Source organism: uncultured Christiangramia sp. (assembly GCF_913046405.1).
Lineage (GTDB): Bacteria > Bacteroidota > Bacteroidia > Flavobacteriales > Flavobacteriaceae > Christiangramia > Christiangramia marina.
Genome location: NZ_CAJWRQ010000014.1, coordinates 1 through 26026 on the forward strand (window position 1 = coordinate 1; position 26026 = coordinate 26026).

Here is a 26026-nt window from a genome sequence, read left to right on the forward strand (position 1 = left end):
TATGTCTTGAAGTCACAAACTTTCCATCTTTTCCGAAGAAAGGAGAATCGTTAATAGTGAAAAGCATGCTCATTGTAGGCTCATCGATAGCGATCGTCTTAAGTCCTTCAGGATTTTCAAGATCGGCAACAGTATCACCAATTTCGAATCCTTCCAGTCCAACGATAGCACAAATATCACCTGCCTGCACTTCTTCAATCTTTCTACGGCCTAAACCTTCGAAAGTATGTAATTCTTTAATTCTTGTTTTCTTAATGCTTCCATCACGCTTCACCAAAGAAACCTGCTGACCTTCTTTCAAAGTTCCTCTTTGCAATCTACCAATCGCGATACGACCTGTAAATGAAGAGAAATCCAGAGAAGTTATCAACATTTGAGGAGAACCTTCAAGATCTACTTTAGGTGCAGGAATATGTTCCATTACCATATCAAGTAGCGGCTCAATATTTTCAGTTTCATTTCTCCAGTCGTCACTCATCCAGTTGTTCTTGGCAGATCCGTAAACTGTTGGGAAATCCAACTGCCACTCTTCAGCACCAAGTTCGAACATTAGATCAAAAACCTTCTCATGAACTTCTTCAGGAGTACAGTTTTCTTTGTCCACTTTGTTTACAACTACACAAGGTTTTAAACCAAGATCGATCGCTTTTTGCAAAACGAATCTGGTCTGTGGCATAGGGCCTTCAAAAGCATCTACTAATAGAAGAACACCATCTGCCATGTTTAGAACACGTTCTACTTCACCACCAAAATCGGCGTGACCAGGAGTATCAATGATATTGATTTTCGTGTCTTTATAAACAACTGAAACGTTCTTGGAAGTAATCGTGATTCCACGCTCTCTTTCAAGATCATTGTTGTCCAGGATAAGATCACCTGTAGATTGGTTATCACGGAACAATTCACAGTGATACATTATTTTATCAACCAGGGTCGTCTTACCGTGGTCAACGTGTGCGATAATCGCGATATTTCTAATAGCTGTCATGAAGCCTTATTTTTAAGGCTGCAAATGTACACCTATTTTTCGCTAATCCATCGTATCTTTAAAAGATTTTAATTTGCTGATTATCAATTATTTTAATCTATATACTATTCTGAATTTATACTTCTTAAATATGGAAAAAGCTTAAACATTCTGGAAATGACAATTTCGAGTAAAATTCATTCAGTTTATTGCTCATCTGCAGAAGGTCCATATGTGGAAGGAACCGGTAAGTCTAGTAGTCGAAAATAAACACCCAGTTGCGCCCGGTGATGCGGAAATTGGTTCATCACGATAGCCTGTAAAACATTAAACTTAGGCATTTCCATTAAAATCTCACCATCCTTTGTCATTTTCCAGTTTTCCTGATAAGCTTCGTCTGGTTTCTGCAAAGCTTTCATGGCTTCTTCGGAATTTTTCTGAAGCGTTGCGATAATTTCTGAAACAGTTGATTCTGAAGGTGCTTTATATCCTGAAAGATCCATACTTCCATGATCCATAGTACCACTAATCCATGACGGAATCTCTGCTAAATGATTGGCGAGCTCTTTGATGCTCATAGATTTTTCATGAGGTTTCCAGTTCAATTGATCTTCTGGAATGCGCTTAAGAAATTTTAGAGTAAGTGCCGTTTCCTGTTTTAACTGCGGAATAAGAAATTCATAGATCTTCATAAGCTTAAGTTTATAGTTAATTCTTTCTAAATTAAAGCTTTTCCTGCTAAGATTGAGCAAAATCGAGTTCTCCCAATTTTTTGATGCGTAATTAATTGAACTATCTTTGCAAAAAACAACGAAATGGAACTAAGTAAAATTCCGCAGATAAAACATAGTGATTCCAATAATTTCTTTCTACTTGCAGGTCCTTGTGCGATCGAAGGTGAAGAGATGGCGTTGCGAATTGCCGAAAAGGTGGTGGAGATCACTTCTAAACTGGAGATCCCTTACATATTTAAAGGTTCTTTTAAAAAGGCAAACCGTAGTCGAATAGATAGTTTTACCGGAATTGGGGATGAGAAGGCTCTAAAGATCCTACGCAAGGTTTCTGAAACTTTTGAGATTCCTACAGTTACCGATATCCACGAAGTAAGTGATGCCCACATGGCTGCTGAATATGTGGATGTACTGCAAATTCCTGCATTTTTGGTTAGACAGACAGATCTTGTAGTCGCAGCGGCAGAAACCGGCAAAGTGGTTAACCTGAAGAAAGGACAGTTTATGAGTCCGGAATCCATGAAGCATGCCGTTACCAAGGTAACCGATTGTAACAATGGGCAGGTAATGGTCACAGATCGTGGAACCATGTTTGGGTATCAGGATATGATCGTGGATTTTAGAGGAATTCCTACGATGAGAGAATTTGCTACTACAGTTCTTGATGTTACTCACTCCTTACAACAGCCAAATCAGAGCAGTGGTGTAACCGGTGGCCGACCAGATATGATCGAAACGATCGCCCGTGCCGGAGTGGTGAATCATGTTGACGGACTTTTTATCGAAACTCATTTTGATCCTGCGAACGCAAAAAGTGATGGTGCAAATATGCTCGATCTGGCATACCTGGAGAATCTGTTAAGTAACCTGGTAAGTATTCGAAAAACCATCAATTCGTTCTAAAACTTTGAAAACCGCCCTATAGCGGTTTCTTTTTTTTAAATCATAAGCGGAAAATCTTCAGATATTCCTGTAACTTAGGATAGCCTAATAAATATAGATCAATGGTTTACACGAAATTCTATCAGAGTTTGCTGGTAGCACTTACCTTATGTTTTTTCAGCTCAGGTTATTCACAGGAAAAACTTGAAGTTGATATTGGTGGGGCATTACGCTTTAATTACAACCTCTCTTCCTGGAAAGAAGGACAGAAAGATCGAGGTGGAGATTTTGGGTATGACCTATTCAGATTGAATGTAAATGGAGCATACCAGGGAATTTATGTAGATGCAGAGTACAGATTTTATTCTGAAGCCTTCGGAGGAGATTTCCTGAAGCATGGAGTCGTTGGTTATGAATTGAATGAAAATAGCAAAATAGAAGTAGGTCTAGCCAAAGTCCCATTTGGAATAGAACGCTATAACTCCAATAACTTTTTTCTGAATCTACCATATTATGTGGGTCTGGAAGATGATTACGACATGGGAATTACCTATACCTATGAGAATGATGATTATGAGTATCATCTTGGTTTCTTTAAAAATTCTGAAGAATTGCGATTTGGAAGCAATTCTGAAAATTCTTCTAACAGGTATTCTTATGACATCGTTGGTAGAAATAAAGAGATCAACCAGGTAAATGGTAAATTTATCTGGAAGCCATTAGGAACCAAAAAACACCGGGTTGGTGCCTCTGCAAAATATGGTGGCATCTATAATCTGGATACCGAAGAAATTGGTGACCGGTATGCCTTTGCGATCCACCATCAGTATCATACTGAAGACTGGCTAATAAAAACGCAAATTTTGACTGCCGGATTTAATCCAATTAATGCACCCGGTGAACCAAGAAATAAACTATTGCTTGGAGCTTATGGTGTCCCTTATGACACTGCAGCTAAATTCGAGATATATACTCTCGGGGTTTCCAGATATATAGATATTGACACAAAGCTTTTTAGACACCTGGAAATTTATAATGATTTCGGCTTTATGGATAAGAGAGAAAAAGGTTTCACTGATTCCTTCATGAATGTTACAGGTGTATTGTTCAGCTCTGGTCCTATTTATTGCTTTGTAGACTATGCTGCAGGTTACAATCATTCCTGGCTTGGAGGAAATTTCGTCGATGATTTTGGAGTTGGAGACCCTGATGCTAAATGGGAAGCACGATTTAATATCAACATTGGATATTACTTCTAGAATTTCAGGATTAACTATTAAGATATAACCGTTAAAGAATGCTAAGAACTACTTCTTCCAGCTTGCTATTAATGATGCTATTTGCATTTATGAGCTTCGAGTCCTCTTTTGCTCAGGAAGATCCGGAATTGAAAATTGGCGGAGCGCTTAGATTCAATTACAATCTATCCTCCTGGAAAGAAGGACAGAAAGACCGTGGTGGTGATTTTGGGTATGATATGTTCCGGGTCAATGTAAATGGATCTTACCAGGGAATTTATGTGGACGCAGAATACAGATTATATTCCCGATCTTTTGGCGGAGGTTTTCTAAAGCAAGGCTGGCTTGGTTATCGTTTCAATGAAAAAGAGGAAATCCAGGTTGGATTAGCACAGGTTCCCTTCGGAATACAGCAATATAATTCTCACAACTGGTTTTTCAATCTTACCTATTATTTCGGGCTAGAAGACGACCACGATATGGGAGTGAAATATGTTCATATTGATGATAAGTTTGAATATAATCTTGCCTTTTTTAAAAATGCTGAAGAATTACGTTTTGGTGGAACTTCTGAAGTTTCTCCAGATAGATATTCATATGATGTCGTTGGCAGAAATAAAGAGGTGAATCAATTTAATGGAAAGCTAATCTATAAATTTGGTGATTCCATCAAGAATAGACTGGGAACTTCCGTTCAATACGGAGGTTTATACAACCTTGATACAGAAAAAACAGGAACTCATTACGGGTTAGCGTTACATTACGAGATGTTCTATAAGAACTGGAATGTGAAGTTGCAGGCGATGAATATAGACCATGATCCCGAAAATTTACCGGGGGAATCCAGGGAGATCATTAAAATGGGAGCTTATGGTTTTCCTTACGAAGTAGCATCAGACTTCAATATCTACACGATTGCGCTTTCCAAAAGCATTCCGGTTGAACTTGGACCCATTAGCAATATCCAGTTCTATAATGACTTTGGATACCAGGATAAGAAAGTAGATAGTTTTGAAGATTCCTTTATGAATGTCACAGGGATGCTTATCACCTCAGGCCCGGTCTATACGTATGTAGATTATGCCGCCGGTTATAACCAATCCTGGCTGGGAGGAAATTTTGCAGATGATTTTTCCACAGGGAATCCCGACGCAAAATGGGAAGCCCGATTTAATATTAACATAGGATATTACTTTTAATCAGACTTAAATTAATTTATGGCTAAAAAAGTTACCAGAAGCGACGAAAAGAAATCAATATTTGGACTTGAAGTAAACGGTCCGGTATTTTTTACTTCTACCGCTATCATTATTGCAATTATTACGCTCACGCTTATTTTCAATAAACAAGCAGAAAGTTTTTTCAGTGATCTCCAGCTTGGAGTTGCTGAAAATGCCGACTGGTTTTTTATTCTTTCCATTAATATTTTCCTGGTGTTCCTTATCTATCTGGCAGCATCAAAATTTGGAAATATGAGAATTGGTGGTCAGGGCGCGAAACCAGAATTTAAAACCGGTTCCTGGTTCGCTATGTTATTTAGCGCCGGGATGGGAATCGGACTTCTTTTCTTCGGGGTTGGTGAACCTGTGATGCACTTTAACAGTCCGCCTACTGAAGTAGCAGGGACCGCCGCAGCAGCTCAGGAAGCAATGAACTTCACGTTTTTACACTGGGGATTCCATGCCTGGGCAGTTTATGCGCTTGTAGGTCTATCGCTGGCGTATTTCACTTATTCTCGTGGATTACCTCTTACTATCAGATCTATTTTCTATCCATTTCTTGGAGACAGGATCTATGGTAGAATTGGAGATGTGATCGATATTTTCGCTGTTCTGGCGACATTATTTGGTCTGGCAACCTCGCTAGGCTTTGGAGTTCAGCAGATCGCTTCAGGTTTGAACCATGTATTTGGACTTCCAGACGGTATTACGACACAAGTAATAATTATTGGAATTGTTACTTTGATCGCAACTACTTCCGTAGTTCTGGGTGTGGACAAAGGAGTAAAGATCCTGAGTGAATGGAACATGAGGATTGCTGTCGTTCTATTAATACTTGCACTTATATTAGGACCTACATTATTTATTTTCAGAAGTTTTGTTCAAAATACAGGAAGTTATTTATATAATTTCCTTGAAATCTCCACCTGGAGTGAAACCTATACTAATGGAACCTGGCAAAATGACTGGACCGTATTCTATTGGGGTTGGTGGATTGGATGGTCTCCTTTCGTTGGGATGTTCATCGCCAGAATTTCTAAAGGAAGAACGATTCGGGAATTTATTCTAGGTGTACTACTAGTACCGGCAATTGTCACATTCTTCTGGATGTCTGCTTTCGGGAGTGTAGCTATTGAACAGATCATGTCTGGAAATAATGTTTTAAGTGAAGCTGTAAATGCAGATATCGCTACTGCCCTCTTTGTATTTTTCCAGGATTACCCATTATCGATGGTAATTAATGTGGTCGCCATTTTACTTATTGCAGGTTTCTTTATCACGTCTTCAGATTCCGGATCACTGGTAATTGATAGTTTGACCACCGGTGGAAAGATCGACGCTCCGGTTGGACAGCGAATTTTCTGGGCGGTGACTGAAGGTGCAGTGGCAGCCGTGCTTCTCATTGGAGGTGGTTTGCAGGCATTACAGACCGCATCCATTGTCACCGGGCTTCCCTTCGCCATTATTCTTATGGTCATGTGTTATTCTTTGTACAAAGGATTGAAGGAAGATCATGAGCAAATAGAAGAGAAGAAGTCTGAAAAGCAGATGAAGAATTATGAAGAGATCGTTTCTGAAATTGTACAGAAGCGTAATGTTAAGAATGAAAATAAAACCAATCAGTAATGAAGAAAGTCAACAACATTCTGGTAGCTCTGGATTTGAGCACAATAGATGACACCCTCATTCAATATGCGTCTTTCCTTGCCGATACTCTGAAGCCTGAAAAGATATATTTTGTACATAATATTAAGAAATATGAAATTTCTGAAATTTTTCAGGAGCAGTTGAAGGATCTGGATCTGGAGACTATGATCAGTGATGAGCTGGACGAGAAGGTTTCTCAGCATTTTTCAGCTTCTACTGAATTTGAAGTTTTAATATCCGAAGATCCTTATACCGAAAGTTTGATGAGCTACGTAGTTCATAAATATGCGATCGATCTCGTAATTGTTGGAAAGAAAAGAATCACCGAAGGTTCTGGAGGAATCTCAGAAAAACTGATGAAAACTTTAAAATGTGATATTGTCTCTGTTCCTGAGAATTCATTAGCTACTATGAATAATATATGGGTTGGAACAGATTTTTCCCGCGAGTCGGCTAAATCTTTTGAAACAGCCTCTACGCTCGCAAACTACACCGGAGCCGGAGTTTCGTCCATCCATGTGTATTCTATTCCAATGCAGTTTACACCATATATTGAGAAGGATGCGATGCTACCAAAGATTCAGAAGCATAGTCAGGAGAAATTTGATAAATTTTTAAAGCGCTACCTCATAAGAGATTCCATCACGAAGATCTTTCGTGCTAAAGATGCTAGTGTCGCCGAACGTCTAGTCCTGGAATCTTACAAGGAACAGGCAGACCTTATAATTATTGCCAGTAAAGGAAATAATGTATTTTCATCATTGCTGGTGGGTAGTGTAGCAGGTGAACTCTTTAGAATGAAGCGAAATATTCCAGTCTGGATCTCGAAGTAGATTCTTTAATTCGAATAAAAAAAAGCGTAATGAATTAACGATTTCAGTTAATTCATTACGCTTTATACATTTTAAAACCTAAACTATTGTTAATCAATTAACAATAGACTTACAATTCCCCTAATTTCATTCGGTCTAACTAACCAAATTAAATTATGAGAAACGAATTGGAAAATATTGCAGACAGGATTAGCGACTTTCTGCCAGATCTATTAGGTGCTTTGCTGGTCTTGTTGATCGGTTGGCTTATTGCCAAGGGTATCAAAGCGGTCATTGTACGCTTACTTAAAAAAACTCGCTGGGATGAGCGTGTCTTTGGAAAAGGTAAGATTGAGGATACCAACGTCTTTCTTGCCAACATTGTATACTATGTTATCATGATCATTGTGATACTGATCGTTCTGGAAATTCTAGGTGTAGATCAGGTGCTGACTCCGCTGGAAAATATGGTAAGTGAATTTCTTGGCTTCATACCGAATCTGGTAGCAGCTATACTTATTGGATTTATTGGGTATATTCTGGCAAAATTTGTCTCCAATCTTATCAACATTGGAGGAACTTTTCTGGATAGAATGGTTGATAAAACCGGTTTTAAGGATACCGATAAACTTATCAATATTCTTAAGAAAGTTGTATTTATCGTAATCTTTATTCCCTTCCTCATCCAGGCATTCAATGCTTTAGGTTTGGACGCGATTTCGGGTCCTGCAAATGATATTCTTGCAGATTTTACAGCACTTATTGGTGAAATCCTGATCGCTGCAATTATTCTAGCAGTGTTTATCTGGGGTGGAAAATATCTTGCAAACTTCCTGGAAGACCTATTTAGAAGTATGGGACTGGACCGCGCTGCGGAAAAGATACAGATCCATAATATGATAGGGAAAGACCAGTCACTTTCTAAAATGGTGGCTAACCTGGTTTATTTCTTTCTTGTTTTCTTCGGAATTATCACCGCTGTTGAAATCATAGGACTTACACAATTAACAGAGATTCTTGACCAGATCCTTGTTCTTACAGGACAAATTCTATTTGGATTGATCATTCTTGCGGTAGGGAATTATATTTCACTGCTTATTTACAACAGTATGAGTAAAGCGAACGGAAGCAATTTCGTAGCAAAGATTGTTCGCTGGGCTTCTTTTGCATTGTTTCTTGCAATCGCACTAGAAACGATGGGAATTGCTAATGAGATCGTAGAACTTGCTTTTGGTCTTACGCTTGGAGCAATTGCCGTAGCGGTAGCGCTGAGTTATGTACTTGGTGGACGTGAAGCTGCCGGCGAGCATTTTAAAGAGATCGTGCAGAAACTGAAGGATGATAACTCCAACATTCAGCATGGTGGAAATACGAATCCGCCTCAAAATCCAGGTACCAGCGGAATTACTGGAAACACCAGACAGGATGAACATACGGGAACAAGACCGGGAAATATCAACGATCCTGCAAATCCAAACAGGCCAGATAATCCTTCACCGGGAAGGTCTGATGAAAACAGGCTGGATCTATAATCCAGATTTAGAATATAAAACCCGCAAATTTTGCGGGTTTTTTTTTATACAGTAAGGTATAAATACTTAACTTTATTGAAAGGAATTATAATTTTAGCAAAATGAGAACTAAAGATTTGACTATCACCTTGTTTATAGTAGCAACAATTTTACTCATTCCCTTGTTGGCTATGCAATTAACCAAAGAAGTAAATTGGAGTGGTTTTGATTTTCTAGTGATGGGAAGTTTATTATTTCTAAGCGGACTTGCTATTCAGTTTGTGCGTTACAAGTTAAAAAACAGAAAAAACAGAATTATCGCAAGCCTGGCGATTCTTATATTACTATTCATTATATGGGCAGAACTTGCAGTCGGAATTTTTGGCACTCCTTTCGCTGGTAGTTGAATCTAAAATTTTGAAAGTTGATGTTAGAAATAGAACATCAATCAATTAGAATAAAACAATTTCAATAAAGATACATCATTTACGTAATGCCACGATGGTAATAGAGTCAGGGGATAAATTTATCCTAGTGGACCCTATGTTAGGCGAAAGAGGAACAGCGGGACCACCCTTTACACTATTCAGATTTAAACCAAAAAGAAATCTAATCCTGGATTTACCCACTAATGCGATGGAGATCGTTAGAAAGACTACACATTGTCTTATCACTCATTTACATCCATCTTGATGCTGTCGGAGAAGAATTTCTTAAATCGAATCAGACACCAATTACCTGCAGTATCAAAGACGAAAAAGACCTGAAGAATCGAGGTTTGAAAGTGGTGAATACAGTTAATTACTGGCAGGAATCTAATTTTTTAGATGGAACTATTGAGGGTATCCCTGCAAAACACGGTTATGGATTTGTATCTAAACCAATGGGAAATGTAATGGGTTTTTACGTTCAACTTCCAAACGAAAAATCATTGTATTTGAGTGCTGACACGATTTACACAAATGATGTGGAGAAAGTACTGCATAAATATAAACCAGATGTCGCAGTTGTTGCTTGTGGAACAGCACAGTTGGATCTATTTCAACCTTTGTTAATGACTATGGAAGATATTGTAAAATTCAGCAAAGCTACACAGGATCTGTAGTGGCAAACCATTTAGAAGCAGTCAATCATTGTCCCACTACCAGAACTCAGCTACGTGAAAAACTGGCAGAAAATGGTCTTTTAGAGAAGACATTTATACCGAATGATGGAGAAGTAATTGAAATTGAATAGATTTCTAATTCAAGAGAAACTATGTTAAAAAGTCTTTACTACGCTACAAGAAAGCACTTTGCAACCTTTTTTCTATTGAAATTAGATATTTGGAACTAAGTTGCTTTTACTATCTCTATTATTCCTCGAATTCAGCTTCAATATAAATCGGGAAATGATCTGAAGGATATTTAAGATCATTCGAATCTGTTAATACAGCGTATTTGTTGACACTAATCTGGTCATTCACAAAAACATAATCTATACGTCGATTGACTGGTTTATCGAATTGGAATCCATTAAAAGTTCCCTGTGGCCCGAATGTATTTTGTGCAATTTCCCTGGAATCCTGAAGTTGTTTCAGAATATTTATCACGCCTTCTGCATCTGGTTCTAAATTGAGGTCACCCATTAGAAATACCGGAAGTTGATTCGTATTGAGTTCTGCAATTTTTTTAAGGATCAACTTAGCACTTTCAGTCCTGGCATTCTTGCCAATATGATCAAAATGAGTGTTGAATACCCAGAACTTTTTCCCGCTGTTCTTATTTTTGAAAAGTGCATAGGTACAGATCCTGGGCAATGCTGCGTCCCATCCAGTTGAAACTGCTTCTGGAGTTTCTGAAAGCCAGAAAGTACTGGACTCTACAACTTCAAAATCTTCGGTTTTGTAAAGTATCGCGGTGTATTCACCTTTATTATGGCCATCTTCCCGGGCTACTCCAATCGATTGGTAACCATCGACCTCAGCTAAAAAATGCTCGATCTGAATTTTTACCGCCTCCTGAAGTCCCAGGATTTGAGGTTCGTAGAACTGGATTTGATCTGTAATAAAATCATTTCGCTTAGACCAGCTATTCTCGCCGTCATTCTCATTGGCGTATTTGATATTATAACTCATCACGCTAATATCCTGTGCTCTACAAAATGCACTTGTCAGAACTATTAAGAAGCTAATAATTTTGATCATCGTTCTATTCTTTTCCATCTACGAAATCCTGTAAATAAGAGTACAAAGGGGTCAATTTTCCATCTGCGGTCATTTTAGATCTACCAAGAATAGTATCCTTATCCTCATTAAAAAATGACGGAATTACGTGTTTGAGAAACATCTCTCCAAAACCTTCGCTAGCATCTTTGGGTAGTTCACATGGCAAATTATCTACAGCCATTACGGCCAGAGCATTTTTACTTTTGAAATCTACCTCAGCATTAGTGATTAAGTCGACACCATAAAAAGGTTCCGCTATCGTGGATGGTCGTATAGTACTCGCTATGGGTCCGGCGATGTCACAGGAAATATCTGCCACATATTTTATTCTGAAATCTTTATGCTGCATATCTTCTTCGGAATAGAACACTGGAGCACCTTCTCCGTAAAAATGACCAGCAATAAAGACATCACTGGTTTTTGCAAATTTCATAAAATCTGGATCGTAATTCTGCGGAACTTTATAGAATTCCATCCGACTGCCTTCAGCCTTATCCTTGCGTTTGGCGTAATCCAACACATCAATATGACAAAACACCGGTTCATCGAACTCATGCACCAGGTAAGTTTCTGGGTCGACCTGTTTTATTTTTAAATGCTCCAGAATTTCCCTGGCTCCGTGCGCAACTTTACCACTTCCGGTTAGTACAAATTTGTACTTAGGAAGATCTATCCTATCCAGTTCTTTCAAAAGTGAATCGAGATCTGGAAGATCTTCTGCTTTGGGAAGATCAAACAGATCTTCCTTCTTACCAATCATTCGAATCCCATTATAAGCACCTACTAAACCCGCATAACGACCAAAGCCAATCAACCGGCCATTATTCTTATTGGTGATGACCTCATGATCGTACAATTCGATTCTTCTTTCCAGAACTTCACGAAGCAAATCACGATTATATGGCTGCTTTTTGATCGTATGAGAAAAGAAAAAGTACTTTTTGTCAGGTACCAGATCTGGAATTGGAACTTCCTTTACTCCTATTAGCACATCACAATCTGTCACATCATCGCTTACCTCAAAACCAGCCTCTCTGTATTGCTGGTCGCTAAATATCCTGATATCAGAACTTTCGACTTTGAATACTGCCTGCGGAAACTGTTTCTGGGCTTCCTGAAGCATTTGAGGAGAAAAAACCACACGCCTGTCTGGTGGAGTTTTTCGCTCCCTTATTAGGGCGAATTTTATCATTATGGTATAGCTTTTGTAGAATTTGATGTGTCTCAAAGATATAAATTAAAATGAGTATCTTTGCAGGCCCGAACTCTTTGAGATCGGCTATGCTTTGAAATTCTGAATGCTATTATTTGAAATAGATAGTAGTTGCGTTAGGGATAGCAGTGGAAATCCTTTTTGTGAAGTATGAGCAAAAAGATTGAAGCGTATAGCCCGCCGCGAGGCCCTGAGCCCTGAGCTTGTCGAAGTGCGAAGGTAGGAGCGGAACGCCCAGAAGATTACAAAGAAAAATGTTTATTATTTTATGGGGTCGACTTGGTTTTGACAGCGAGTCTAATTGAGTTGTAAGCACGTAGAGCGCCGGAATATAGCTCTTAAATCTCATGTTTCACACTTTTTCAAACGGCGAGAATAACTACGCCTTGGCTGCGTAACCGAATTACAGTAGGTTATACTTAGTCCCTGCAAGGCAGGGAGCCGAGATGTCTCGTGGAGGCCTTGATTTACGGCATCCACAACAGAGGCACCGATAAAGTAAATATAGGAAGCTCAGGGTCTTGATGAGTTTCTGAAACTTAATCGAGAATACGTGTAAAGTTGGTGGTTTTCGGCCGGCTTTGCATCGACAATCAAGTGAAAACTAAACGTGTAGAAAGCATCTGAATTGCTTGTTTGGACGAGGGTTCGAACCCCTCCGACTCCACTTAATAACCCCGTAAGCATAGTGTTTACGGGGTTTTTTGTTTTTAGGTAACAATTTAGGGGTCTAATAAATAGAAGTATAATCTTTCCTTAGGATAGGTTTTGAAACCTTCTGCCAGTATTCTTGTAATGCCGATTGAATAAAGTAATAAACGATTGAATAAATATCTGTCTGAGGATTATAGACTTTATACTTTTGAAGTCCATTTTCATAAATCTCTACATACATAGCATCGGTAAATACTGGTTGATTTAATTTTTCCTTCAGAAATTTCACACTGTGGAATAATAGGGAGTCAGAATATTTGAAGGTTATACTATTATTAGAAATTAAAATAGAATCCTTATCGAAAATTTTATATCTATTTCTTATTTTTTCGAGTTATCTATGCTCTTCAGCAGTTTTCCACTTTCCACGTAATTCATCTACTCTTTTTTGATCACGCAGACTATAGCTTTTTCTTTCCGAAGAGAGCTTATATATGATTAAACTAGAGACATTTTGCCTTCTGTCAAGTTCGATTTTATACTCTTTTTCCGAACTAGTGTATGAAATATCTGCTCTAACTTTACAATGATCTTGCGAATAGACCATCGAGCCAAATGCACAGAAAATTAGAATAAAAAAATTTCTCATATTTAAATTTTCCTGAAAATAACAAGAAAAGTATACTAATGAATCCTTTTTTGATATGGATTATCTTTTACAGACCCGGTGGCAATCTAAAGTGATAGGATTACATATTGCTTAGTATATTATCAAATGATAAAATTTTAAGTTTTCTAACAAGTCAGGCTTTTAAAAAACATAACGGTTAAGTAAAATCAAGACAAAACAAGTTCGACAATCACTCAAAATTGCATTGTGATTTGAATCAAAGAAATCCTACCGAATTGACTCAAGCAGGATTTTTTTGGTTTTAAATAACTGACCCAGAAATGAACACTTTTTTAAATGACAATAACCGTTCAGATCTGAGTACTTAAATAACTATTATAAATGATTCGTGCTTTTATTGCTGAAATTGCGCTAAATATGGAATACTCCTTACTGGAAAATCGAGTGGGCAACATGACGTAATCCAAAATTTCAATTTTAAAGAATGCCTCAACGTTATTTTTAAAACTTGTTGGGAAGATTATATTTATAGCTGATCGCAAAAAGTCCTGAAAGAAAATAATTAACTTCAGCATCGTTCCCAGTCTAATTATATAATATTTCTTGATCTTTAACGATCGTGGAACCATCATATAGTTATCCTTAAATTTTGGAATAATAGAATCATTCTGTTCGAAAATCTATATAAATGCCGAAAGAAATCTCCTTATCTAAAAAGCTCGAAGAACGCATCAAGGAACTGTCCTGCCTTTACGAAGTATCCTCCGCGATTCGTAAACATTCAGATTCAGTTGATAACACGATGGAAGAAATTTGTGAGATCACAAAAAAAGCCTGGTTCTACCCAAACCATGCGATTGTTGAACTGAAACTAGATGAGCTTCACATTTCAACTTCAAATATTCCAGAAAATTCTATTGTTCAGGAAAGCATTATCACCCTTTTCAATGAGACTAAAGGATCGATCAAGGTATATTATGATACTACAAAGCTAAAAAGCGCATACTTTCTGAAAGAAGAACAAAAACTTTTGAACAAGATATCGATCGAGATCAGTGAATTTTTTGAACGAAGAGAAATCGCCAGAAAGGAAGAAATTTTAAAGAGAAGTGCAGAAAGAAATGACAGACTTTCCATTTTAGGAGAAATTACTGCGGGGATTGCCCATGAACTAAATACACCTCTTGGAAATATTCTGGGTTTTGCTGAATTGATCAAATCAAAAACTCTGGAAAATCAAACCAGAAAAGATGCAGGCAAGATCATTAAAGCAGCTATTTATTCTCGCGAAATTGTAAAAAAATTGATGTTCTTTGCTTGTGAAATGCCGCGGCATCAAGAGTTTGTTCAGATCAAACCAATCATTGACCAGGCATTAAAATTACTATCTCAAAATTTTTACAAAGCAGAGGTTACTCATAAATTTAAAATTGAAAATCCCGATCTGGAAGCTCAAATTGATACGATTCAGTTTACCCAGGTACTTTTTAATCTGCTTATAAATGCTATTTATGCTTCCCCTGAAAAAAGCCTCATCTCTATTCAAGTAACGAACACGGCTTCCCATTTTATAATGGAAATTCAAGACCAGGGACCTGGTATTCCAGCCGATCTAAATGCCAGGATCTACGAACCATTTTTCACTACAAAACCTGTAGGCGAAGGTTCCGGGTTAGGACTTAGTGTGGTTCATGGAATTATTAAAAGTCATCAAGGAGAAATCATTAACTTTGATAATAAACCTACGGGTTCTGTTTTTCAAATTAAGCTACCTCTAAAAATGTAAGTTATGTTGCTAAAAAAGGCCAATATTCTCATAGTTGATGATGATTATGACATGCTTGAATTAGTACAACGTCAACTTCAGGAGCAACACTTTCACTCTTACAAGGCGGCTTCAGTAAAGGAAGCCATCGATATTCTAAAATTCAATGCCGTGGATCTACTTATTACCGATCTGCAAATGCCTGGTATTGGTGGAATGGAACTCATAAAATATGTAGAAGAGCATTTTCCCAAAGTTCCGAAGCTGGTCATCACCGGATATCCATCCATGGACGGCGCATTGAATGCCATGCGATCTGGTGCACTGGATTATATCGTAAAACCATTTACTGCGGAAGAATTAAAACAATCTGTAGAAAGATCACTTCCTGAAAAATCCCAGAATTCTGAGGTTAAAATTCCATCCACTAACAGAGCAACCGCTTATGCGGGAATTGTAGGTAATTCAGAAAAGATCGAACAACTTATCGATCTCATAGAACGGGTTAAGAATAACCGCGCTACCGTATTAATTGAGGGCGAAAGCGGGACGGGCAAAGAACTGGTTGCACGAGCTATTCACTATAAAGGTTCCTTTGCTGCAAACCCTTTTATCGCTGTTAACTGTGGTGCTATCCCGGGAGAACTTCTGGAAGCCGAACTTTTTGGTTATAGGAAAGGAGCATTTACAGGAGCGAATGAGGATCGACCCGGTTTTTTTCAGGCTGCCGCCGGTGGTACAATATTTCTGGATGAAATTGGCACTGCTCCATTAACCGTTCAAACACGGTTGTTGAGAGTACTTCAGGAGAAAGAAGTTCGAAGAATTGGAGAACAGAAAGCTAAAAAAATAGAACTCCGCATAGTCGCTGCAACGAATAGTGACCTCCTCCATATGGTCGAAAAAGGTAGTTTTAGAGAAGATCTCTATTACAGGTTAAATGTCGTGAATATCGAAACTCCACCACTTCGGGACCATAAAAGTGATATCGCGCTACTCGCTAAGAATTTTCTTCGAAAATATGCTTCAGAATATGCCAGACCACGAATAGAATTCACTCCAAAAGCCCTGGAAATATTGGAAAGATATAACTGGCCTGGAAATGTACGTGAACTGGAAAATGTGGTTCAAAGAGCTATTATTATGAGCGAAGACTGTATCGATTTAGAACAACTTCCAGATCATCTCAAATACCCGGTTCCAGATCATAATTCTACTTCAAAATCCTTGAAGGAAGTGGAAATGGAACATATTCTTAAAATAATGGCCAGTGTGGATAATAATAAAACCAAAGCAGCCGAAATTCTCCAAATCGATCGTAAAACACTTCGAAAAAAGCTAAACTAACGATCACTTAGTACCGGTACCTTTCTTCCCGTCCGGGGCGTTTCTCCTCGATTTAAAGAGAGTCATAAATATTCTTTTCCTGTATAATTTACTGGTTATCAGTTTCATAAAGTCCTTTTTGTGAAATGTTCCCAGCACGGGCATAGGTTTTGACTTTCTGTAATCAGAAAAAATTAAATCTATGACCGAATGAATTTGATTAAGGAAATAGCTACAGCCACTATTCCAAATAGGGAGCATCCTGAAGGTATCACCCAGGAAATGCTCAAAGGCTTATGCTTTAACTGCGACAATCGCAGAACCTGTACCTGGAAAGAGGACAGAAAATTTCATTGTGAACACTTTCAATAATACAAAATGATAAACACTGAAAAAGTGATTAAGCAATCTATGTACGAGACCGTAATGAACCAGTTCAATAATACGGCAGATATGATAGATTTGAACCCAAACATTAGAAAGATCCTGGGTATTACCAATAATGAGATCATTGTTCATTTTCCAGTTAAAATGGACAATGGCAAAGTGGAGGTTTTCACCGGATACCGTGTTCAACATAATAATGCATTAGGACCTTATAAAGGCGGACTTCGATACCACGATACAGTAGATATTGACGCTGCCAAGGCACTTGCCATGTGGATGACCTGGAAAACTTCCCTCGCCGGACTACCATTTGGTGGTGCAAAAGGAGGTATTCAAATAGATCCTCGAAATTATTCAGATTCTGAGCTGGAACGTATTACCCGTAGATTCACCTATGCTTTGGGCGAGAACATTGGACCGGAACATGACATCCCTGCGCCAGATGTAAATACGAACCCGCAGACCATGGCGTGGATCGTAGACACGTATATGTCTACCATTTCATCCTCAGAACGTTCACATAATCAGCATGTGGTGACCGGAAAACCTGTAGGCGCAGGAGGTCTGGAAGGTCGTGATCGTGCAACCGGGTTTGGGGTGTACCTGTCCATTAAGTTATTGCTGGAAACCGAACAGCAGGATCTAAAAGATAAAAGATTCATCGTACAGGGATTTGGAAATGTAGGCTACTGGGCATCCCACTTTTTATCTCAGGATGGCGCAAAGCTAATAGCTGTTCAGGATGCTCACGCGACAGTATACAGCGAAAATGGGATAGATACTGAAGCTTTGGCTCAGCATTGTGAACCCAGAAAAGGATCTATAAAAGGATTCGATGGCGCTACGGAATTTGATGCTGATGAATTTTTTGGACTGGATTGCGACATCGTTATTCCTGCAGCTCTTGGGAACCAGATCACTGCTGAAAATGCCTTTAAAATCAAAGCTTCGATCGTTGCTGAAGGAGCCAACGGACCTACAGATAAAGAGGGTGAACAAATTCTGCTTCAAAATGGAGTGAAGATCATTCCTGATATTTTCTGCAACTCTGGTGGTGTAATTGGAAGTTATTTTGAATGGCTTCAGAATAGAAACGGAGAGTTATGGCAGCTGGATGAGGTGATGGCCAAGATCCAGAAGAAGTTAACCGAAAACTTTCATAAGATCCATAATGAAGTAAAGAAGCGTGAGGTGGACTGGAGAACAGCGGCATTTATCCTGGCTATTTCCAGAGTGGAAACGGCCTACAAACAAAGAGGGATTTTTCCTTAATAGGTCTGCAAATAAATAAGTAAGAAATGAAATACGGAGAATTAATAATTGAGAAGAAGGAATATGATTTTCTAAAACAAATCATGTCGCTGGCCAAATACTACAAAGATACCTCGTACAAAGAATCGCTCCATAAATTGAATGAGGAGCTCAAAAGTGCAAACGTGGTAAGCAATGCTAAGATGCCTGCAGATGTGATTCGATTGAATTCGTTTGTAAGTATTAAAACTGCCTACTCAGTAGAAAGAACTTACCAGATCGTGACTCCAGATAAAGGTGATTTGCGTAAGAACAGGATCTCTGTTCTGGCTCCCATGGGACTTGCGCTTTTTGGATATGCAAAGGGAGACAAAATTACCTGGACCTTTCCACTTGGAGAAAGTCACATACATATCCAGGAAGTAAAACAAATAGAATCAGGATTAATGAATATGAACTATGATAAGCAACATTCAGGAACACCACAGTGAAGAGGAGATAGAAACGATCAGGCTACAAAATGAGGTTAGACAATGGAAACTAGAACTGGATTTTGTGGCTCAGGAGATTGAATTTTACTTGGATATTTTTAATTCTTCACTTATTAAAAGAACAAAGGTAAATCGTGTTGACGCTGAATATCTCTTCGATCAATTCCAGGATCTAAGAAAGGTAAATCACGGCATTTTGAAAACCTGTCAGAAATTTCTTCCCAGGCTGGATGAGATGAATGAATGTGATGATATACAGTGTGATCATGCTTTTATTAATGCTCATATCGTTTTACGTAAAAAGATTGAAAAGCACCTGAAGGAGGTGCGGAATATAAAATATTCAGCCTTCTGCTTTTTGAAGGATGGGATTGAAAAGTTTTTAGATTAATTAATTCAACAAACCTAGTTGATCCAGATAGTCCTCGTCATTTTCTTCTCGTAGGGTTTAGAGAAGAAGTTAATTTTCAGCAATATTAATGCGCGGGCTATCTGGTTTTTTAAAGATCAATAATATGAAAAGTAAATTTTACAAGAGTTTGTGTCTAGTGATCGCTGCAGTTCTATGCAGGTCAATTTATCTACATCAGGAATTCTATTATCGCATTTGGGAAGAAAACCTGTATACCGTATTATTTATTGGAGGCATTTTTATGCTATTCATTTTTCTCGTCGTGCGAATTCAGAAAATTTAAAAGATCCCGGGTTCATTTAACTAAAACCTCCTGTGTTTTTAAATTCATCAATCTTTGAGATATTTTTTAATGAAAGCTTACCACAGTCATATTCTTCGGAATCTTTTGTTCCTGAAAGACTTCTTATCAATGGGGTCGCAGAATCTCTTTGCTTTGAATAGACCAGCTTTTATAAAGAAATCAGCCACGGTTCCTATTAAAAAAAGCAGAAAAATTGGTCGTAAAACGCTAATATGGTTGGACGACCGAATCAATCCCCTTGAGAAAAAAATGGATTGGCTGGCATTCAGTCCCATTGGCCGTGATGTCAATATTATATGGCTGAAAGAGATCAATGAATTTCAAACCTGGATTCATACAAATGGATTGCCAGATGCAATTTGTTTTGATTACGATTTAAGCAATTCATTCAATGGCTTTGATTGTGCCGAAGTATTGACCGATTATTGCTATAATCATCAACTGCTACCACCGCAATGGTCTTCTCACAGCACTAATCCTGAAGGCAAAGCGCGTATTAACAGACTTCTCAAAAATTACCTGATCTTAGCCAAACGCATGAATTTTAGAAGTTTTACAGGTTAGGAGTACCGAGCTTAGTAGTTAGCTGATCCTTTAATCCGGAAAGCTTCCGAAATTTACTTTATAAAGCGGTTTCTTCAGACTAAGCACAACACTCTCAGATCTGGAATTCTCTATTTTTTTCTTCGGAAATATCCTTTACAACGATACAGCATTCAGAATAAATCTGGCTTTGGAAATTAGAATATATCTCTATCTTCCAAATGCCCCACATTTGTATTAATCTGAATAAGTCTGCTGTTATAATTTCTTATGACCCGAAAAGACTTAACTTTCCTCTGAAATTTCGTCAAACATGACAATCCTTCTAAATTTCAGAAGTATTTAATTTGAAGAACATGGAAAGTAGCTCATCAAGCATTCGCAAAGGATTTATTCTCGCCGGTTTAATGAATATGTCCGTGCTCTTATTTTCAAAACTATTTACCAACCCGGTTATTCCCGAATTTGACCCGGTGGTCATGTCAAATTTCGGCTTATTAATGATCCTGATATGGGGTCTGGCTTATATTTCAGTCGCCAATAATTTTCATAAAGTGAAGTGGCTAATCGCAGTCTTTGCTATAGAGAAATTTATCTATGGCTTTACATGGATCAACTGGCATCTTAATAATAGTATTACAGAGGTGTTCGAAAAAGATCTTTTTGCCGGAATGTTCTATGCGGTATATGGTGTGAACGACTGGATATTCTTCCTGTTCTTCACCTATGTATTTTTTAATTTACTTAAAGCTAGAAAGAGTTCTTAGGCCTGGAACTTAGCCGTTAATTCATCTACAATAGACTCAATTTTACTGTTCTTCTCTCGCTTTTCCAGAACGATCGCAGGTGCTTTTCTTACTTTACAGTCGGCAATAGCGCAACGCTCGCAGGTTACTCCAACATTCTTTCTAACGATATTTTGATCTTCAAGGAATTTCAGCTTTCGCTCGAGTTGTTTATTAATTAGCAAACCAATGCTAATACTTCTAAACTGATTCTCTCGAAAAGGATCTTTGGTTGCTGAAGAAAAGATAAGATACCTGTTCTCATGACTGGGATAGTTAGAAATCTGCACATCAAATTCGTGTGAATTCTTAGACTTACTGATTTCCTGGATCACCTTTAACGACATCCAGCGCCTACAGTAATGCTCATTGGTCTCATTCGCACGAGGGGAATGATGGTGGGTTAAGTGCAATTCTTTGTTCAAATAAAACTTACCGCTATCAGCTTTATGTGTGATCCTTAGGAAAAACAGGTTTTTTATGTTGAATTCCTTCGGAAGTATATTGGTAAGTCGCTGGTAAAATGTTTCCGGAGAAGCATTGAAATTATGCATCATATTCAAAAAATGAACATGATCAAAACTTTCCTTCTGAAATAGATTTTCCAGCTGAATGGTAAGTTCATCCTTCGGGATCACTAATGCTCCTGCAAAATAAGAGGCATAAAAATTATTTAATACCTGATCAAATCTTTCAAATTTAATCCACGGAAAAGAATGCAGCCGGTCTGAAATTTCGAGGTAATTATACGCGAGTTCCTTTGCAAATATAAAACTGCGCTGAGCTTCGTCTATTCCCTTTGCCAGCAGAAGTGTATTGGTTTTCGGAACAAAAACAGAGCGCAAATTCTCTAAAGCTTCAAATTTATCCAACTCTTCTTCATTAATTACATATTGATACTCCTCTACCAGAATCTCCTCAAGCACTTTAGAACCTGGTGATTTGGTAAGATCAACCTGGTAGGCTTTTGAGAATTTTAGAACCTGCTGTTCCAGATCATCAAAATAATTGTTATTCGCTTCCTGAAAAGAGCGCACGGAAGCCAGGAAAAAGCTTTCCCGGCTAAAGTTATAGTGCTTGGCTATTTCGATAATGGTACTAATGAAAGCATTCACCTTTGCCGGAGCATTGGAAACTATATCGATAAGGTTGCTCTCCTTGATGCCGAACAATTCAAGCGGAATTTCTTTGAGGATCTTTGACTGAAGTAATTCTCCTATGGGCGCGAGGTTCTTATCAAGCTTAAGGGAAACCATTTGATCATACGGAACCTCTAACTTTTCTGACAGTAAAGCGATTTTATCAGGTTTAGGATATTTTTTTCCATTCTCAATCTCATTCAAATAGGACTTGGAAAGCCCTGAAAGTTTGGATAATCCAAATAAAGATAAACTCTTCTCAGTCCTTATCTGTTTTAACTTCAATCCAAAAATTAGCTTGATATAATCTTCTTCCATGAAACCAAATATAAACAATTCTGCGAATACTCATATTCAGCGAATAATTACTTTTAGCGAACGTTCGCTTGTTTTATTGAATTCTTTATTATAATATTGTCATGCAAAACACTAACACCATGGAAAACAACACACTAAACTCATTACAATTAAACTTCAGTAAAGAGGTTACTAATTACTATCCGCAAATCCTTTCCGAAGAAGCACTAGAATTTCTAATCGCATTACATGAAAAATTCGACCATAAAAGACTTGCTCTTCTCGAGAAAAGAGAAGCTCAGCAGCAACACTTTGACTCCGGTAACCTACCTGAATTCCCTGCTGAAACAGCTTCAATAAGAAGTGGAGACTGGAAAGCCGGTGAAATCCCAGGAGATCTTCAAGACCGGCGTGTAGAGATCACCGGACCGGTAGACAGAAAAATGATCATTAACGCTTTAAACTCAGGCGCCAGAACTTTTATGGCAGACCTGGAAGACAGCACCTCTCCTACCTGGGAAAATGTGATCGAAGGTCAGCAAAACCTTAAAGATGCAATTGCAGGAACTATCTCACTGGAAGACGCCGCACGTGGAAAATCCTATACTTTGAATCCTGACCCAGCAATCTTGCTCGTGCGCCCTAGAGGATTGCACCTTAATGAAAAGCATCTTTTAATTACTGAAGAGGAAGCATCTGGAAGCCTTGTAGATTTTGGCCTGTATGTATTTCATAATACCAAAACGATGCTTGGAAATGGGACAGCCCCTTACTTTTACCTGCCAAAACTTGAACACTACGAAGAAGCTCGTTGGTGGAATGAGGTTTTTGTTTTCGCACAGGAATACCTGAATGTTCCCACAGGTACATTTAAAGCAACGGTTCTTGTTGAAACGATCACAGCGAGCTTCCAGTTAGATGAGATCATCTATGAACTAAAAGAACACATTGTTGGACTTAATTGCGGTCGCTGGGACTACATATTCTCCTATATTAAAAAATTCAGAAACCACCCTGATTTCGTCGTTCCTAATCGTGATCAGGTCACCATGACCTCACCGTTTATGGATGCTTACTCGAAATTGGTGATCCAGAAATGTCACAAAAGAGGAATTCTTGCAATTGGAGGAATGGCGGCCCAAATTCCAATTAAAAATAACCCGCGTGCCAATGACCAGGCGATCGAAAAAGTTCGAAAAGACAAGGAAAGAGAAGTTATGAATGGCCACGACGGCACCTGGGTAGCTCACCCTGCTTTGGTTGAAATAGCACTCAAGGAGTTCGATAAACATATGTCTGAAGCTAATCAACTCTCAGTAACCAGGGATGATTTAAAAATAACAGAGCAGGATCTCCTCAAAATTCCTGGTGGAACGGTTACCGAAGAAGGGATTAGAAAAAATATCAATGTAGGCATTCTGTACCTGGAAGCCTGGCTGCGTGGATATGGTGCGGTCGCTCTATACAACCTGATGGAGGACGCTGCTACTGCTGAAATCTCACGAACACAATTATGGCAATGGCTCAAAAATGAAGTGGTTCTCGAAGACGGCAGGAAATTTACTATGGAACTTTATATTGAAACCTTTGAAGATGAAATTGAGAAGATTATTACCGAATATGGCGAGTCCAATATTAAGAACACCAAATTTGAATTGGCTTTTAAACTTTTCGACACGCTCGTTATTTCTGAAAGATTCGAAGAATTCTTAACGCTCCCAGCATATAAACATATATAAAAAATGTCTCGCAACTACTGGCATAGATTGCGAGACCTAATTATCAAACTTTCAAAAAACTTAATAATCAAACACAAAATTATGGAAAATTTATCGCAATCAAATTATCAATCTGCCCTGGAGACGGTCAAAAATCTGAAACTAAAGTACGGGGAAACCTGGAACTCAGTAAAACCTGAACATGCAGCAAGAATGATGAGCCAGAACCGTTTCAGAACAGGACTGGATATTGCAAACTATACCGCTGGCATTATTAGAAAGGATATGGCAGCTTATGATGCCGACTCCTCTAAATACACCCAATCCCTTGGTAGCTGGCATGGATTCGTGGCTCAGCAAAATATGATCGCGGTTAAAAAACATCATAAAACAACTAATAGGAAATATCTCTATTTATCCGGCTGGATGGTTGCTGCCTTACGTTCAGAATTTGGTCCACTGCCAGATCAATCTATGCACGAAAAGACCGCAGTGCCTGCCTTGATCAAGGAAATATATACTTTTCTTAGACAGGCAGATGCTGTAGAACTCAACGATCTTTTTAAGAGACTTGAAAAAGGTGTAGATGTACAGGACCAGATCGATAATTTCGAAACCCATATTGTACCAATTATTGCTGACATTGATGCTGGCTTCGGAAATGAGGAAGCAACTTACCTTCTGGCTAAAGAAATGATCGAAGCTGGAGCCTGTGCGATTCAGATAGAAAATCAGGTTTCAGATGCAAAACAATGCGGACATCAGGATGGAAAAGTAACCGTGCCTCATGAAGATTTTATCGCCAAGCTGAACGCCGTTAGATATGCTTTTCTTGAATTAGGGGTGGAAGACGGAGTGATCGTAGCCAGAACAGATTCTGAAGGTGCTGGTCTAACCCAGAAATTACCGGTAAGTAAGGAACCAGGAGATCTGGCTTCAAAATACCTTGCATTTGTGGAAGCTGAAAACATTGATATTAGCGAAGCAAAAGAAGACGATGTTCTTCTTAAAAGAGACGGGAAACTGGTTCGCCCAGTTAGATTGTCAAATGGGTTGTATAAATTTAAGGAAGGCTCAAATATAGACCGTGTGGTTTTAGACTGTATTACCAGCCTTCAAAACGGCGCAGATCTGTTATGGATCGAGACTCCTACACCAAATGTAAAGCAGATCGCGCATATGGTAAACCGTGTAAAAGAGGTTGTTCCTAATGCCAAACTGGTTTATAATAACTCGCCTTCTTTTAACTGGACATTGAACTTCAGAAACCAGGTGTATGAAGAAATGCTTACTGAAGGTGAGAATATGACCGCATACGATAGAAATAACCTGATGGCTGCTGAATATGATGGATCTGAACTATGCCATCGAGCAGATGAGAAGATCAGAACATTTCAAAAGGATGCCGCCAAAGAAGCTGGGGTTTTCCATCACCTAATCACCCTACCAACTTATCACACCACTGCTTTACATATGAATGATCTCACAAAAGGTTATTTTTCCGAAGAAGGGATGTTGGCTTATGTAGAAGGTGTTCAGCGACAGGAGATCAGAAAAAGTGTGTCCTGCGTTAAGCATCAGAGAATGGCAGGATCTGATCTAGGTGATGATCACAAAAGTTTCTTTGCGGGAGAAAAAGCTTTGAAAGCTGGCGGTGAAAAGAATACCAGTAATCAGTTTAGCGAAAAAGTTGCCGGAAAGAAACTTGAACTGGTAAGCTAATTTTAAAATTGTATAATGGACAGCTCCATGCATTTTAATAGCAATGTATGGAGCTGTTTCTATATTTAGTGAATCAAATTGCTGATATGAAAGCCGAAATTTATCCCTGCTGATTATAAAACAATATAGATATTATCTATCTGTCAGTTTTATAGAAATTGAGTCCTCCACTGT

At 38.4% G+C, this 26026-nt stretch carries 24 protein-coding genes and 1 other RNA gene; 20 read left to right on the forward strand and 5 right to left on the reverse strand.

From position 1 onward, the window contains the following. Together QZ620_RS03330 and QZ620_RS03335 are read right to left on the reverse strand one after the other, a co-directional pair. Positions 1-988, reverse strand: a 988-nt coding sequence (locus QZ620_RS03330; protein WP_295179081.1) for a GTP-binding protein, incomplete at its 3' end; no start/stop codon positions are given. Positions 989-1173: 185 nt separating this feature from the next. Continuing rightward, complete coding sequence (locus QZ620_RS03335; protein ID WP_295179082.1) at positions 1174-1659, reverse strand: DinB family protein; 486 nt, start codon at positions 1657-1659, stop codon at positions 1174-1176. Between the two features lie 123 nt (positions 1660-1782). Between QZ620_RS03335 and kdsA the strand changes: the two genes are divergently transcribed. The 9 genes from kdsA to QZ620_RS13850 all read left to right on the forward strand — a co-directional run bounded on the left by kdsA (position 1783) and on the right by QZ620_RS13850 (position 10244). Continuing rightward, positions 1783-2601 (forward strand): 3-deoxy-8-phosphooctulonate synthase, encoded by an 819-nt coding sequence (kdsA, locus tag QZ620_RS03340; RefSeq protein ID WP_295179084.1) that lies wholly within the window; start codon positions 1783-1785, stop codon positions 2599-2601. Positions 2602-2702: 101 nt separating this feature from the next. Continuing rightward, positions 2703-3839, forward strand: a complete 1137-nt coding sequence (locus tag QZ620_RS03345; protein ID WP_295179086.1) for a porin — start codon at positions 2703-2705, stop codon at positions 3837-3839. A gap of 71 nt (positions 3840-3910) precedes the next feature. Continuing rightward, entirely contained in the window at positions 3911-5017 is a 1107-nt protein-coding gene (locus QZ620_RS03350; protein WP_295179138.1) for a hypothetical protein, read from the forward strand. An 18-nt stretch (positions 5018-5035) separates the two neighbouring features. Further along, positions 5036-6664 carry a BCCT family transporter gene (locus QZ620_RS03355; protein WP_295179088.1) on the forward strand — a complete coding sequence of 543 codons (1629 nt, stop codon included), beginning with the start codon at positions 5036-5038 and terminating at the stop codon, positions 6662-6664. Further along, entirely contained in the window at positions 6664-7518 is an 855-nt protein-coding gene (locus QZ620_RS03360) for a universal stress protein (RefSeq protein ID WP_295179090.1), read from the forward strand. The genes QZ620_RS03355 and QZ620_RS03360 overlap by 1 nt, the downstream gene beginning before the upstream one ends. A gap of 155 nt (positions 7519-7673) precedes the next feature. Further along, on the forward strand, positions 7674-9029 hold the full coding sequence (locus QZ620_RS03365; RefSeq protein ID WP_295179092.1) for a mechanosensitive ion channel: 1356 nt from the start codon (positions 7674-7676) through the stop codon (positions 9027-9029). A gap of 101 nt (positions 9030-9130) precedes the next feature. Further along, a complete protein-coding gene (locus QZ620_RS03370) occupies positions 9131-9415 on the forward strand; it encodes a hypothetical protein (RefSeq protein WP_295179094.1) in 285 nt (94 codons plus the stop codon). Between the two features lie 224 nt (positions 9416-9639). Further along, entirely contained in the window at positions 9640-10113 is a 474-nt protein-coding gene (locus QZ620_RS13845; protein WP_366935429.1) for an MBL fold metallo-hydrolase, read from the forward strand. Further along, on the forward strand, positions 10113-10244 hold the full coding sequence (locus tag QZ620_RS13850; RefSeq protein ID WP_366935430.1) for a hypothetical protein: 132 nt from the start codon (positions 10113-10115) through the stop codon (positions 10242-10244). Before QZ620_RS13845 ends, QZ620_RS13850 begins: the two co-directional genes overlap by 1 nt. Positions 10245-10362: 118 nt before the next feature. Here QZ620_RS13850 and QZ620_RS03380 read toward each other — a convergent pair whose 3' ends face one another. Next, positions 10363-11211 carry an endonuclease/exonuclease/phosphatase family protein gene (locus QZ620_RS03380; protein ID WP_295179095.1) on the reverse strand — a complete coding sequence of 283 codons (849 nt, stop codon included), beginning with the start codon at positions 11209-11211 and terminating at the stop codon, positions 10363-10365. Next, positions 11198-12406 (reverse strand): NAD(P)-dependent oxidoreductase, encoded by a 1209-nt coding sequence (locus tag QZ620_RS03385; RefSeq protein WP_295179097.1) that lies wholly within the window; start codon positions 12404-12406, stop codon positions 11198-11200. Before QZ620_RS03385 ends, QZ620_RS03380 begins: the two co-directional genes overlap by 14 nt. A gap of 291 nt (positions 12407-12697) precedes the next feature. Between QZ620_RS03385 and ssrA the strand changes: the two genes are divergently transcribed. The 9 genes from ssrA to QZ620_RS03430 all read left to right on the forward strand — a co-directional run bounded on the left by ssrA (position 12698) and on the right by QZ620_RS03430 (position 20958). After that, positions 12698-13097: a transfer-messenger RNA gene (gene ssrA, locus QZ620_RS03390) on the forward strand. 1303 nt (positions 13098-14400) lie between these two features. Then, on the forward strand, positions 14401-15498 hold the full coding sequence (locus QZ620_RS03395; protein WP_295179099.1) for a HAMP domain-containing sensor histidine kinase: 1098 nt from the start codon (positions 14401-14403) through the stop codon (positions 15496-15498). A 3-nt stretch (positions 15499-15501) separates the two neighbouring features. Then, a complete protein-coding gene (locus tag QZ620_RS03400; protein ID WP_295179101.1) occupies positions 15502-16824 on the forward strand; it encodes a sigma-54 dependent transcriptional regulator in 1323 nt (440 codons plus the stop codon). A 189-nt stretch (positions 16825-17013) separates the two neighbouring features. Beyond that, positions 17014-17175, forward strand: coding sequence for a hypothetical protein (locus QZ620_RS03405; protein WP_295179103.1), 162 nt, complete (start codon positions 17014-17016; stop codon positions 17173-17175). 6 nt (positions 17176-17181) lie between these two features. Next, positions 17182-18462 carry a Glu/Leu/Phe/Val dehydrogenase gene (locus tag QZ620_RS03410; RefSeq protein ID WP_295179105.1) on the forward strand — a complete coding sequence of 427 codons (1281 nt, stop codon included), beginning with the start codon at positions 17182-17184 and terminating at the stop codon, positions 18460-18462. 26 nt (positions 18463-18488) lie between these two features. Beyond that, positions 18489-18932 carry a GreA/GreB family elongation factor gene (locus QZ620_RS03415; protein ID WP_295179107.1) on the forward strand — a complete coding sequence of 148 codons (444 nt, stop codon included), beginning with the start codon at positions 18489-18491 and terminating at the stop codon, positions 18930-18932. Continuing rightward, positions 18901-19323 carry a hypothetical protein gene (locus tag QZ620_RS03420; RefSeq protein WP_295179109.1) on the forward strand — a complete coding sequence of 141 codons (423 nt, stop codon included), beginning with the start codon at positions 18901-18903 and terminating at the stop codon, positions 19321-19323. Before QZ620_RS03415 ends, QZ620_RS03420 begins: the two co-directional genes overlap by 32 nt. Positions 19324-19696: 373 nt before the next feature. Next, the gene (locus tag QZ620_RS03425) at positions 19697-20212 is read left to right on the forward strand and encodes a cyclic-phosphate processing receiver domain-containing protein (protein WP_295179112.1); all 516 of its coding nucleotides are present in this window, start codon (positions 19697-19699) and stop codon (positions 20210-20212) included. A gap of 335 nt (positions 20213-20547) precedes the next feature. Next, positions 20548-20958, forward strand: a complete 411-nt coding sequence (locus QZ620_RS03430; protein WP_295179114.1) for a hypothetical protein — start codon at positions 20548-20550, stop codon at positions 20956-20958. On the opposite strand, the gene QZ620_RS03435 is transcribed toward QZ620_RS03430, so the two are convergent. Then, positions 20955-22433 (reverse strand): helix-turn-helix domain-containing protein, encoded by a 1479-nt coding sequence (locus QZ620_RS03435; protein WP_295179116.1) that lies wholly within the window; start codon positions 22431-22433, stop codon positions 20955-20957. The genes QZ620_RS03430 and QZ620_RS03435 overlap by 4 nt on opposite strands. 119 nt (positions 22434-22552) lie before the next feature. Between QZ620_RS03435 and aceB the strand changes: the two genes are divergently transcribed. Together aceB and QZ620_RS03445 are read left to right on the forward strand one after the other, a co-directional pair. After that, the gene (gene aceB, locus QZ620_RS03440; RefSeq protein ID WP_295179118.1) at positions 22553-24151 is read left to right on the forward strand and encodes a malate synthase A; all 1599 of its coding nucleotides are present in this window, start codon (positions 22553-22555) and stop codon (positions 24149-24151) included. 81 nt (positions 24152-24232) lie between these two features. Next, positions 24233-25852, forward strand: a complete 1620-nt coding sequence (locus QZ620_RS03445) for an isocitrate lyase (protein WP_295179120.1) — start codon at positions 24233-24235, stop codon at positions 25850-25852. Positions 25853-26026 lie beyond the last annotated feature (174 nt).